The following is a 12,403-nucleotide window of genomic DNA, read 5'->3' as shown; positions in this document are numbered from 1 at the left end:
AGTAAAAATGAGTTTTAGAAAATTAAGTGAAGGAAAGAGTAGTTTGAAAACAGGTGTGTCTGCTTTTCTGGCAGTGTTACTAATACCCTTTTATTCGTATTCAACTAAGATAGACTTGCCTCCTTTCAGGATAAAAACTATTGTAATTGATGCGGGTCATGGAGGTCACGATGGAAGTACACGTGGTTTAATCGCCCGTGAGAAAGATGTTGCGCTGCAGGTTGCTCTTAGACTTGGAAAAAGTATTGAAGAAACCCTCCCCGACATTAAGGTGATTTATACCAGAACAGAGGATGTATTTATTCCCCTTTATGAAAGAATTGGATTGGCGAATAAATTGAAGGCAGACCTGTTTATTTCCATTCACTGCAATTCTATGCCGTCAAGTATGAGGAACAGAAGTTCCGTTCGCGGTACCGAGACTTTAGTTTCTGGTTTTAACAGACTTGGACAGCAGGATGCTGCTCTTCATGAAAATGCCTCACTTCTGCTTGAAAAAGATTATAAAGATAACTACGGAGGGTTCGATCCGAATGACCCTGAAAGTATTATCATCTTTTCTTTAATGAAAAACCAATTCAGAGATCAGAGTATTCGTTTGGCGACTTTGATGCAGAAAGAGTATGTTGCAACCGGTAGAATCGACAGAGGTGTAAAAGAGCAAAGTTTAGCGGTTCTGGCGAAGGCAGGTATGCCCGCTGTGCTAACAGAGATTGGTTTTATCAGCAGCCCGCAGGAAGAGGAATATATAACTTCTGACTATGGTCAAAACGAAATTGTAAGTTGTTTGTTAAAAGCAATTCAAACATATAAGAAACAAGTAGAAATACAATAGTATCTTTACCCTCTTAAAAATCAGGTTAGCTTTGAAAATATCAAACGAAACAAAAGTCGGTATCCTTGCCGCAGTCGCTATAACAATATTAGTATTAGGTTACAGCTTTCTAAAAGGGAATAACGTTTTTTCCAGTGAGAGTGAGTTTTACGCTACTTATAAAAGTGTTGACGGTTTAACGATTTCAAAACCTGTTCTGGTTAACGGATATCAGATTGGAAGAGTTTCTGATTTGACACTCCAGCCGAATGGGACAATTTTAGCACAGTTTAAAATTAATCCGGACTACGAAATTCCTAAAAATACTATCGCGAGATTAGAAAGTACTGATCTGCTTGGTGGGAAAGCTATTGTTTTTGAATTGGGAAACAGTAAAATCTATGCTGTTGATGGAGATACACTCCGCGCGAACTCTGAGAAAAATATTATGGAGCAGGTAGAGCCCATACAAAAAAAAGCGGAACAAATTATTGGAAGGCTGGATTCTGTTCTAACTTCGGTTAATAATACGATTAGTCCCGAATTTCAACAGAACTTTAATAAAAGCTTTGCAAGTATCGCCAGAACACTCGAAACACTTGAAGGAACTACCAGGAGAGTTGATAATCTTGTGGGTATGGAAGGCGCCCGTATTGCAATTATTATGGGTAATCTTGAATCAGTTTCCGCAAATTTCAAAGACAATAATAAAAGAATCAATATGGTAATGTCTAATCTTGAAAAGGTTAGCGACCAGTTGGCGCGTTCTAATTTCGAAAACACTATCAAAAATGCCGATAAGGCAGTAGCAGATATGCAGGCAGCTATTAATAAAGTCAATAGCGGACAAGGCTCTCTGGGGCAACTGATCAATGATGAAGGCCTTTATAACAACCTGAATAACGCTTCTTCAAATCTTGATAAATTGATGATAGACTTGAAAGCCAATCCTAAGCGTTATGTGAGCTTTTCAGTATTTGGGGGCCGAAAAGATTAGTTAAATATAATTTTTAAAGAAAATATTGAGGGTTAGATATCGAAGGTTTGTCCTTCGATAGCTAATTTTGAATTAGCAAATACAGTTTTGCATTCTTCAAGTAAGGGTTCAAGCTCACGGTAACGTGCAGAGAAATGGCCTAAAAGTAATTGTTTAACACCAGCCTTAACAGCAATTTCACCTGCCTGCAAAGAAGTTGTATGAAATGTTTCAATGGCTCTGCTGAGCATATCATTCATGAAAGTAGCTTCATGATATAAAGTGTCAACTCCTCTTATGTTTTCTAAGTATGTCCAGCTGCAAATTGTATCCGAGCAATAAGCATAGCTTTTTGGTTCAGGAGGAGCAGTTGTCAGTTCATCTGCAGAATAAACTCTCCCCTTCTTATCTGTGAAACCCGCCCCTTTTTTCAACTCCGGTATTAAGTCAATAGGTATTTTCAGTTTATCAAATACTTCTTTTATAATCTTCCTTGAACGTTTCTTTTGAATAAATTTAAAGCCTGTACAGGGGATGCGGTGATCCAGAACGAAGGTTTCGATGATTACATCACTGTTTTCAAAAATTTTCTCCGGATGATTAACCTGGGTAGGATGAAAAACAAGGGGATACCTGAGTTGTGTTTGTGAGTATTTAAATTGAATATCCAAAATCTCCATGAGTTCTGGAGGACCATATAAATACAAAGGTTTTACTCTGCCATTTAAATGCAGAGATGATAATAATCCAATTAATCCAAGGTAATGATCGCCATGTAAATGGCTGATTAAAATATGGTCAATTCGCTGAGCTTTTATATTATTTCTGATTAGCTGCACTTGCGTGCCCTCGCCACAATCTATCAGAAAGTGTCGCTCATTGATATTTAAAAGTTGGGAACTGGGATTACGGTTATATATGGGTGTTGCAGAGCTGCTGCCTAAAATAGTTACATCAAACCTCATGCATGTGCGTCAGCAATTATCTGGCCTCTTTTTTTAATTCCCTTTCAATTTCTTCCATGAAGATTAAGTCGATAGCTTCTTCAACAGACGGCACAATAGAAAGAACATTCTCTAATTGAGAAATAGTGATTAAGCGATTGATATTGTCATTTAAGCCAGTAATTATAAAAGTTCCATCAGAATTTTTACAAAGTCTGTGACCCACAAGCAAACTGCTTAAACCGGAAGAATCGGAATATTTAACTGCAGAAAGATCCAGAATTATATTTCGCAAACCTTCTGTGTTGGTAAGGATAAATTCTGATTTAAGCTGTGGAGAAATCAAACTGTTAAGCTTTGATTCATTTAGCTTTATTAAAACGTATTTCTCGTGTTTATCGATTGAGAACTTCATATCACTCTTCCTGTAAATAAATGCTTTGTATACAATAATAAAAAAATAATTTCAATTTAAGCGAGTTAAACTTTCATTGATATTTTTTTCAACTCTTTTATAAATTTCAGGCGAATCTGTCCTTATAAATGACTCCCCGGTAATATGTTCATAAAGCTCAATATACCGATTCGAAATTGATTGTACAAGATCAAAATTCATTTTAGGTATTGTTTGGCCGTCTTTGCCCTGAAAGCCATTTTCTATAAGCCACTTACGCACAAATTCTTTTGATAATTGTCTTTGGGGCTCGCCTTTTGCCTGCAGTTCCTCATATCCATCCTTATAAAAATACCTTGATGAATCAGGTGTGTGGATTTCATCGATCAGATGTATTCTTCCTTCGGCTTTGCCGAACTCGTATTTTGTATCTACAAGTATTAATCCACGTTCGGCGGCAAGTTCAGTTCCTCTTTGATATAAAAGACGTGTATAGTTTTCTAATTGTAAATAATCTTCTTCAGAAACGATGCCTTTTGAAATAATTTCCTCTCTGGAAATATCTTCATCATGTCCAACCGATGCTTTAGTAGTCGGAGTAATTATTGGTTCAGGAAGCTTATCATTCTCTTTTAATCCTTCCGGTAAATTTACGCCGCAAACTTCTCTCTTACCTGCACTATATTCCCGCCATGCATGCCCGGCAAGATATCCCCTGATTACCATTTCAACTTTGAAGGGCTCACAGATTTTACCAATTGTAACTGTAGGATCAGGAACATCCAGCACCCAGTTTGGAACGATATCCTGGGTGGCATTTAAAAATTTTGCCGCAATCTGGTTCAATACCTGACCTTTGAAAGGAATAGGTTCAGGCAATACCACATCAAAGGCTGAAATGCGGTCTGAAACCACCATCACCAAAAGCTTATCACCAATTGTATAAACATCGCGTACTTTTCCTTTGTAAAAATTGGTTTGACCAGGAAATTTAAAATGTGTTTCTTTTATAGCTGACATGAAAAAGAATTAATGAAAGGAATGAGAGAATGAATGAATGAATGAGAATGAACCTGATCGCAAAATTAAATTATTAAATCAATGCAGAAAATTCAATCATTAATTAATTTTTTCCTTCAATCCTTCGTTTTTACTGTATATCTCCGTATGCTTTTAATATTTCTTTAACCAGTTTATGACGAACAACATCGTCACCATTCAGGTAAATGAAATCGATACCTTTTATATCTGTAAGAATCCTTAAAGCTGTTTGTAAACCTGATTGCTGCTTTTTGGGTAAATCTATCTGTGTCACATCTCCGGTAACAATAAATTTAGCGGAAGGTCCCATCCTTGTAAGAAACATTTTGATCTGCATGTCTGTGGTATTTTGGGCCTCATCCAAAATTACAAAACAATTATCAAGGGTTCTTCCACGCATAAATGCTAAGGGTGCAACTTCAATGGTACGGTTTTCCAGGTAAACCTTAAGTTTCTCCGGCGGTATCATATCGTCTAAAGCATCATAAAGGGGGCGTAGATACGGATCGATTTTTTCCTTTAAATCTCCGGGGAGAAAACCGAGATTTTCACCTGCTTCCACTGCGGGTCTTGTTAAAATGATACGTTTTATTTCTTTATTTTTCAGCGCTCTGACTGCTAAAGCTACCGCAGTGTATGTTTTACCGGTTCCGGCGGGACCGATAGCAAAAAGGATGTCATTTTTAGTGATACTATCAACCATTTTTCGCTGGTTGGCAGTACGTGCCTTAACCACAATTCCATTATGCCCAAATACTATCGCTTCACTTCCGGCAGAATTATTCAGATGAGGCTCACTTTCGGTTTGAAGAGTGATCTTTGCATCCAATAAACGTTCAAGTTCGTTGGTCGTCAGACTCTGATATTTGTCAATATGCTGAATTATTTTCGAAAATCTTGAAGTGAAAACTGCTATCTCACCTTCATCTCCTAAAATTTTCACCTCGTTGCCGCGGGCAACAATTTTAATTTTAGGAAATTGCCTTTTAATCACTTCAAAATACTCATTATTTGAGCCCCAGAGGGTTACGGGGTTAATATTCTCAAGATCAATTTTTAGTTCGTTCAAGTTACGGTTTTTTTAGTTTCCTGATTTTTTGTGCAATTAAAATTCAATATTTGCAGGTTATAAGCCTCTCGCAAGGTTAATAATAAATATTCATATTTTAATGGCTATAATCACTTTAACAACCGATCTCGGTTACAAAGATTTTTACCAGGCTGCCCTAAAAGGGAGTATCCTGAGTTTATTGCCCAATGTGAATATAATTGATGTTACTCACGCCATTTCTGCATTTAACGTTCCGCAGGCGGCTTTCGTTTTAAAAAATGCATTTCCCTACTTTCCGAAAGGAACGGTACATTTAATAGGAATAAATTCTGTGTTTGATGAAAGGACAAAATACCTGGCAGTGAAATATAAGGGACATTTTTTTGTTGGATCTGATAATGGTGTTTTTTCTTTGATTTTTGATGAGAAGCCTTCAGAAATTGTAGAGCTGAGTATTATGCAGGATCTGAAATTTCTTCATTTTCCATTAACCGATATCTTCGCCAAAGCCGCCTGCCGTCTGGCAAGCGGAGCTAAACTGGAAGATATTGGTGTACATGTTGAGGAACTGGAAGAAAAAGTAAATCTACAGCCGGTTATTGAAAAGAATGTAATAAAAGGAAGCGTGATCTATATTGATTCGTTCCAAAACGTTATTACAAATATTTCTAAGGACCTTTTTTCCAATATTCAGAAAAACCGCGACTTTATTTTATACTTCAGGAAAAACGAATCTATTTCTCAATTAAGCTGGCATTATAATGAAGTTCCGGAGGGTGAAAAACTTTGCCTTTTTGGAATAAGTAATTATCTAGAAATAGCGATTAATAAGGGAAATGCCAGTGGCTTACTGGGATTGCATTTAGGAGATATTGTACGCGTTGAATTCAGTTAATTGACGCTCAACTGATTTTCCGAACGTTATTTAAGCAAGAAAAAAGACTAATTTTGTGCACCTTTTTAAAGGTGTTTTTATTTTAAGATTTGAATGGCAAGAAACAGATTTAATAGTGGTACCGCTCCGGAGCAGGAACTTTCCAAGGCCAAAATAAACAAGGAATCGCTAAGGAGAATATCTGGGTTATTAAATTACCTTAAACCGTATAAGTGGAAATTCATAATTGGTCTTGTCTTTCTTTTTTTATCTAGTTTAACCGGACTAGCCTTCCCTATTTTACTGGGAGCAATGATTGATGCCGCTCAGGGGAATCAGAAATATGCTTTTATTCCAGCCAGTATTAATCTGATCGGTATTATTTCTTTTGTAATTCTATTCTTTCAATCTTTTGTATCCTATTTTAGAATTAAATTATTTGTAGAAGTTGCCGAGAAATCGCTGGCAGATATTCGCAGGGATACTTACTTTAAATTAATTACCCTCCCAATGGATTTCTTTGCCAACCGGAGAGTCGGGGAATTAAACAGCCGCCTTTCATCAGATCTGTCTCAAATTCAAGATACTCTGACCACGACCCTGGCAGAGATGTTAAGACAAATTGTGGTTTTGATTGGAGGAGTCGCATTACTATTTATCATATCAATAAAATTAACCTTTCTGAATTTAAGTATCCTTCCGGTATTAGTGGTTGTAGCAATTTTTCTTGGTAAGCTTATACGTAAAGTTTCAAGGGAGGCGCAGGATAAACTTGCCGAATCAAATACAGTGGTTGAAGAAACCTTGCAAGGTATAGGAAATGTTAAAGCTTTTGTAAATGAAGCATACGAGGCTAACCGTTATAATTTAAGCCTGAGAGAGGTGGTTAAAATCGCTCTGAGAGGTGCTACCTATCGCGGTGGATTTGCATCCTTTATTATATTTTGTTTGTTTGGAACCATTGTAGGTGTTATTTGGTATGGCTCTATCCTGGTGTCGCAAAATGAACTGTTACCGGGAAGCATGGTCACCTATATATTGTATGCCATGTTTGTTGGAGCGGCAATGGGAACTTTTCCTGAGTTGTATGCCAATGTTCAAAAAGCAATAGGCGCAAGCGAAAGAGTAATGGAAATTTTAAATGAGGTTAATGAACCAATTTCGATTGTTCCTGCAGAAAACGAGACAAAGAAGACCATCAGCGGCAGTTTAGCTTTTAAAGATGTAGTCTTTGCTTATCCTTCCAGAAAAGAAATTACGGTATTAAAAGGACTTTCGTTCGAAGCGAAAGCAGGGGAAAAAGTTGCCATTGTGGGTCCAAGCGGTGCGGGAAAATCTACTATAGCATCCTTAATCCTTCGTTTTTACAATGCACAGCAAGGTGAATTACTTTTTGACGGAGTTCCCGCAGATAATTATGCTTTGACCGATATCAGAAACCAGGTAGCTATCGTTCCGCAGGATGTAATATTATTCGGAGGTACTATTAAAGAAAATATTGCCTACGGGAAAATTGGAGCCAGCGATGAAGAGATTATCGCCGCGGCAGAAAAGGCTAATGCACATAATTTCATTTCAGGCTTACCAGAGCAGTATAATACAATGGTGGGCGAACGAGGAATTAAGCTTTCTGGTGGTCAGCGGCAACGTATAGCGATAGCCAGAGCTTTATTAAAGGATCCGGCAATCCTGATCCTGGATGAAGCTACTTCATCTCTCGACTCTGAATCTGAACGCCTGGTTCAGGAAGCATTAGAACTATTAATGAAGGACCGAACTTCAATTATCATAGCACATCGTCTTTCAACAATTCGCGAAGCTGATAAAATAATTGTGCTTGAAAAGGGAATAGTTATAGAAAGTGGAACTCATGAAGAGCTTTTAAAAAACGAAGAAGGGCTTTACAGATATCTGAGCCAGCTGCAGTTTGAGGCTTAGGTTAAAAAGTAAAAAGTAAAAAGTAAAAAGTAAAAAGTCGAAAATTAAAAGTAAATGAGCCTTGAATCTGTTATACGTTCTCCGAAATTAGCGTAGTTTATGATCTCAAAACTCATATCTAAATTCTCACATCTATTTTAATGAAGCTAACTATATGGGGTGCTGCAAAGCAGGTTACTGGCAGTATGCACCTTCTGGAGATTAATAACTATAAAATACTTGTTGATTGCGGGCTGGATTACGAGCGTGAAACCAGATTGGAAGAAAATGAATTTTTTCCTTTTAATCCCTGCGAAATTGACGTTGTTCTACTTACTCATGCTCATATAGACCACACCGGCAATCTTCCTACTTTGATAAGGGCTGGCTTTGATGGACAGGTGATCTGCACCTCTCCTACCGCAGAATTAGCAGAATTGCTCTTGCTTGATTCGGTGAGCATTTTTGAAAAGAAACAAAAAAAGGTTAGAAGAGGAAAGAAACATTCTTCCGGGCCGAGGCCTTTATTCTTTCAAAAGCACGTTATGGAAGCCGCCGAGCGCTTTGTTACCCTGGGTTTTAATAAACCTTTCAGGTTAAGCGGTGATATTGAAGTGGAACTTATTCCTTCGGGACATTTATTAGGGGCAGCATCTATTGTATTAACCGTTACTGAACATGGTTTGCAACGTAAAATTGGTTTTACAGGAGATTTAGGAAGGAAAAATTATCCTGTACTTATTGATCCTCAAGACTTACCCCCTCTTGACTTTTTAGTATGTGAATCAACTTATGGCGGACGCTGTCATTCTAAAGGCAAAACCATAGAAGATGTTTTGGTTGAGGAAATAGAAAATGCCTGTATAAAAACTCCTGGTCGTTTAATTATTCCGGCATTTAGTATTGGCAGAACACAGGCACTAGTTTATACATTGAATAAGATTTTTACCAATGGCTTGCTACCGCGGGTGAAAATATTTGTGGACAGTCCACTTGCAAATTACGCTACTGAGATTTACAGAAAATATTTAACCCATTTAAGTGAGGATGCTCAGGCCTTTTATAAACAAATGGGAGATGATTTTGAGTTTGAAAACCTGTTCTATGTTCAGGATATGAAAGAGAGCCGGGAACTTTCAAATTACCTTGAACCTTGTATTATTGTTTCCTCGGCGGGAATGCTTGAGGGCGGGCGAATACAAGATCATCTGTATTATAATATATCTAACTATTACTGTACTATTCTTTTTATAGGATATTGCGCAAAAGGCACATTAGGGAACCGTTTGTTGAGAGGGGATCCATTTGTTCATATCCGCGACCGGGAACTTGCGGTATATGCCACTATTAAAAAAACTGATTTACTTAGCGGCCACGGCGATCATGATGATCTGGTAAATTTGGTTAAACACCAGGATAAAGAAAATTTAAAGAATGTTTTTCTGGTTCACGGTGAAATCGAAAGCATGAACATTATGGCTGCAGAACTTGATTCGGAGGGGTATAAAGTAACCATTCCTGAAAAAGGGACCTGTTATGAATTATAAAATTAAAGGAACTTAGAATTCATTAAAAAAATTCTTATTTTAATTTTACGCCGTTTAGCGAAGTGTTAAATATTAAAGAACTTTAGAGGGAATAAAATAGAATGGATACATTTATGCGGCTATTTAAAAATAATGAAGTCTTTAAATTTATTCTTTCTCTCATTTGTACTTATATCTTTATTTGACCTTCCTGCTTTTTCACAAACGCAGGATACGATTAGTTTAAACACCATAATTACTAAAACTGAGAAGGCTGCTAACAAGTTCCCTCAGGAGAAAGTGTATCTCCATTTTGATAAACCTTATTACGCCCTGGGAGATACTATTTGGTTCAAAAGCTATCTGACTGCTGGAATCCACACTCCTTCCCAATTAAGTAAAATCGTATATATTGATATTCTAAGCGGCCGGGATTCTTTAATTCAGACACTGAAGTTACCCGTGAGTAATAGCGTATCATGGGGGAATTTAGCTCTGACCCCCGGGATTTACAGGCAAGGAGATTATCAGATAAGAGCCTATACCCGTTGGATGGTAAATTTTGACGCGGATTACCATTTCAGCAAAATTATCAGTGTTGGGAATGGTGAAAATCTTGTAAATACACATATCAATTTTCAAAATACAGGTTCAGGCACGACGGCCAGAATTCTTTATAAAAACCCATCGGGAATTGTGTATGCTAATAAAAAAATCACCTGGAGAATTGAGGATGGTGATAAAGAAATTAAGGGCAAAGGAAGTACAGATCAAAATGGTGTTTTTATTGTGCCTATTCCAGAGAATCTATCAGCAAACTTAAACGAACAGTTACTATCGACGGCAATCGATATAAATGATAAACCTGTAACAAATAATTTTTCGCTGGAGTCTGCAAAAAGCAAAATAGATCTTCAGTTTTTTCCAGAAGGCGGTGATTTGATAAGTGAACTCCCTATAAAGGTTGCATTTAAAGCTGTTAAGCAGGATGGTTTTGGTATTAATATAAAAGGTACAATTAGCGATAATGAGGGGCATGTGGTAGTTGATTTTAATTCTCAACATTTAGGAATGGGATTATTTGTTTTAGTGCCTGAATTCGGAAAGACTTATACCGCCAAAATCACCTCTCCTCTAAGTTATAGCGGCACCTATGCTTTGCCTACGGTAAAACAGAATGGAATTACACTTACTGTCAGCAATTCAAGCAATGCGGAAAATTTAAATCTCAGATTTTTATGCAATACAGAATTCATTTCACTGAATAAAAATAAGACCTTTTACCTTTTAGCGAAAGTTGGAGAAACTATTTATTATGCAGCCAAAATAAATTTACTTCAGCAGGCCTTTACAACTACGATACCAAAAGATAAGTTCCCTTCGGGAATAGTTCAATTAACACTTTTTTCTGCGAATGGCCAGCCATTGAGCGAACGCATTACTTTTATTCGTCAGCCTGACGATCTCAATCTTGCGTTAAAAACCGATAAGACGACTTATAGCCGACGGCAAAAAGTTAAACTTAGCATTGGCGCTACAAATAATAAGTTGCCTGTTGAAGCCAATTTGTCTGTTTCTGTAATTGATGAAAGTAAAGTTCCTTTTGATGAAAATGCTGAAACCACCATTTTAACCAATCTCTTACTTACATCAGATTTAAAAGGATATATCGAGAAACCAAATTATTATTTCAACCGTCCGACAGAAAAAACAGCAGCCGATTTAGATGTGCTTATGCTAACCCAGGGTTACCGACGATTTTTATATTCCAATATAATAGCCGATAAAAATCCGCCCATTTATTTTCTGCCCGAACAGGGAATCGATATCACCGGTATTCTGAGAAACTCGACCGGTATGCCATTGAATAAGGCAAATGTTAAACTTAGGATACCAGATAAATATTACACGGCTTATGCAGTAACAAATGGTTCCGGTGTATTCAAATTTCCAAATATAGTGGTAACAGATTCGTCGCATGTTATCGTCACCTCGGCGGATTACAGCAACAAAAATCCAATGCTTACCATTGATCCTACTGCCATTCAACCAGCAATTGGAAGCTTTCGCTGGCCTAAAAACCTGAACATTGACAGCTCGCTGAATAAATATCTTCAGAACAATAAAGAGCTCTTAAAAAGGTCATTGATACTTAAAGAAGTAGTAATTAAAAGTACAGCAAAAGTAAATGTTGCGAGCCACCTGGATTATCCGGCACTTAGCGGCCTAAGCGCCTGGCCAGATCATATGATCACTAAAGACAGATTTAAAAGTTGTCCTAATTTTTTTACCTGTATGCGTTCAATGCTTACAGGGGTGATTTTTGAAAATGAAAACTTTTATGTAAACCGTGATTATAATGCAGGGAATAAAACACCAATGCAGATATTTTTTAATGGAATGCCTGTAGATGTTAATTACCTGAATGGGATTAATTCGATGGAAATAGAATCTGTTGAGATTTTCTTAAAAGACCAGCTCGGACTGGTGAACCGGACCTATAACAGTAATGGAGTTTTAGTGATTAACAGTATAAAAGCAGAGAAAAAACCAAAGATGAAACTCGAAGATATCAGGAATCTGCTACCTAAAAGTGGTGAAGTAAAATTCATTCCACAAGGTTATACAGTTTCCAGGGAATTTTATTCTCCAAAATATACCGCAGGATCTGCAATCCAGGGCACCGACCTTAGAACTACCATTTATTGGGATCCTAAATTAAAAACTGATAAAACTACCGGTACATCCCAGGTTGAATTTTATAATGCTGACGGACGTGGAACTTACAGGGTAATTGTTGAAGGTTTTGATGCAGAGGGACATATTGGACGCTCTGTTTACCGGTATAAAGTTGAGTAATCGTATT

The 12,403-nt window shown here is 37.2% G+C and carries 10 protein-coding genes; 6 read left to right on the top strand and 4 right to left on the bottom strand.

The annotated features are described in order from the left end of the window. Positions 1-7 precede the first annotated feature (7 nt). Positions 8-835 carry an N-acetylmuramoyl-L-alanine amidase family protein gene (locus WG906_RS05620; protein ID WP_339991561.1) on the top strand — a complete coding sequence of 276 codons (828 nt, stop codon included), beginning with the start codon at positions 8-10 and terminating at the stop codon, positions 833-835. Positions 836-866: 31 nt separating this feature from the next. After that, on the top strand, positions 867-1,811 hold the full coding sequence (locus WG906_RS05615; protein WP_339991560.1) for an MlaD family protein: 945 nt from the start codon (positions 867-869) through the stop codon (positions 1,809-1,811). Between the two features lie 32 nt (positions 1,812-1,843). On the opposite strand, the gene WG906_RS05610 is transcribed toward WG906_RS05615, so the two are convergent. The 4 genes from WG906_RS05610 to WG906_RS05595 all read right to left on the bottom strand — a co-directional run bounded on the left by WG906_RS05610 (position 1,844) and on the right by WG906_RS05595 (position 5,238). Next, positions 1,844-2,755: a ribonuclease Z gene (locus tag WG906_RS05610; RefSeq protein WP_339991559.1), complete on the bottom strand. Its 912-nt coding sequence runs from the start codon at positions 2,753-2,755 to the stop codon at positions 1,844-1,846. Positions 2,756-2,771: 16 nt separating this feature from the next. Next, on the bottom strand, positions 2,772-3,149 hold the full coding sequence (locus WG906_RS05605) for an STAS domain-containing protein (RefSeq protein WP_339991558.1): 378 nt from the start codon (positions 3,147-3,149) through the stop codon (positions 2,772-2,774). A 51-nt stretch (positions 3,150-3,200) separates the two neighbouring features. After that, positions 3,201-4,148, bottom strand: a complete 948-nt coding sequence (locus tag WG906_RS05600) for a phosphoribosylaminoimidazolesuccinocarboxamide synthase (protein WP_339991557.1) — start codon at positions 4,146-4,148, stop codon at positions 3,201-3,203. A 130-nt stretch (positions 4,149-4,278) separates the two neighbouring features. Continuing rightward, positions 4,279-5,238: a PhoH family protein gene (locus WG906_RS05595; protein WP_339991556.1), complete on the bottom strand. Its 960-nt coding sequence runs from the start codon at positions 5,236-5,238 to the stop codon at positions 4,279-4,281. A 100-nt stretch (positions 5,239-5,338) separates the two neighbouring features. On the opposite strand from WG906_RS05595, the gene WG906_RS05590 reads away from it, so the two are divergent. The 4 genes from WG906_RS05590 (at position 5,339) to WG906_RS05575 (ending at position 12,396) form a co-directional block, all read left to right on the top strand. Next, a complete protein-coding gene (locus WG906_RS05590) occupies positions 5,339-6,115 on the top strand; it encodes an SAM hydrolase/SAM-dependent halogenase family protein (protein ID WP_339991555.1) in 777 nt (258 codons plus the stop codon). Positions 6,116-6,208: 93 nt separating this feature from the next. Then, positions 6,209-8,032 carry an ABC transporter ATP-binding protein gene (locus WG906_RS05585; RefSeq protein ID WP_339991554.1) on the top strand — a complete coding sequence of 608 codons (1,824 nt, stop codon included), beginning with the start codon at positions 6,209-6,211 and terminating at the stop codon, positions 8,030-8,032. Positions 8,033-8,172: 140 nt separating this feature from the next. Continuing rightward, positions 8,173-9,558, top strand: coding sequence for an MBL fold metallo-hydrolase (locus WG906_RS05580; protein ID WP_339991553.1), 1,386 nt, complete (start codon positions 8,173-8,175; stop codon positions 9,556-9,558). Between the two features lie 132 nt (positions 9,559-9,690). Continuing rightward, positions 9,691-12,396, top strand: a complete 2,706-nt coding sequence (locus WG906_RS05575; RefSeq protein ID WP_339991552.1) for a carboxypeptidase-like regulatory domain-containing protein — start codon at positions 9,691-9,693, stop codon at positions 12,394-12,396. Positions 12,397-12,403: the final 7 nt, after the last annotated feature.

Source organism: Pedobacter superstes, assembly GCF_037622515.1.
GTDB lineage: Bacteria > Bacteroidota > Bacteroidia > Sphingobacteriales > Sphingobacteriaceae > Paradesertivirga > Paradesertivirga superstes.
This window is presented reverse-complemented; position numbering and strand designations above follow the sequence as displayed.

Bases quoted from the DNA above. Each gene is read 5' to 3' on its own strand.
- WG906_RS05620 (WP_339991561.1), top strand. From the start codon at position 8: ATGAGTTTTAGAAAATTAAGTGAAGGAAAGAGTAGTTTGAAAACAGGT.
- WG906_RS05610 (WP_339991559.1), bottom strand. From the start codon at position 2,755: ATGAGGTTTGATGTAACTATTTTAGGCAGCAGCTCTGCAACACCCATA.
- WG906_RS05605 (WP_339991558.1), bottom strand. From the start codon at position 3,149: ATGAAGTTCTCAATCGATAAACACGAGAAATACGTTTTAATAAAGCTA.
- WG906_RS05600 (WP_339991557.1), bottom strand. From the start codon at position 4,148: ATGTCAGCTATAAAAGAAACACATTTTAAATTTCCTGGTCAAACCAAT.
- WG906_RS05590 (WP_339991555.1), top strand. From the start codon at position 5,339: ATGGCTATAATCACTTTAACAACCGATCTCGGTTACAAAGATTTTTAC.
- WG906_RS05585 (WP_339991554.1), top strand. From the start codon at position 6,209: ATGGCAAGAAACAGATTTAATAGTGGTACCGCTCCGGAGCAGGAACTT.
- WG906_RS05580 (WP_339991553.1), top strand. From the start codon at position 8,173: ATGAAGCTAACTATATGGGGTGCTGCAAAGCAGGTTACTGGCAGTATG.
- WG906_RS05575 (WP_339991552.1), top strand. From the start codon at position 9,691: ATGAAGTCTTTAAATTTATTCTTTCTCTCATTTGTACTTATATCTTTA.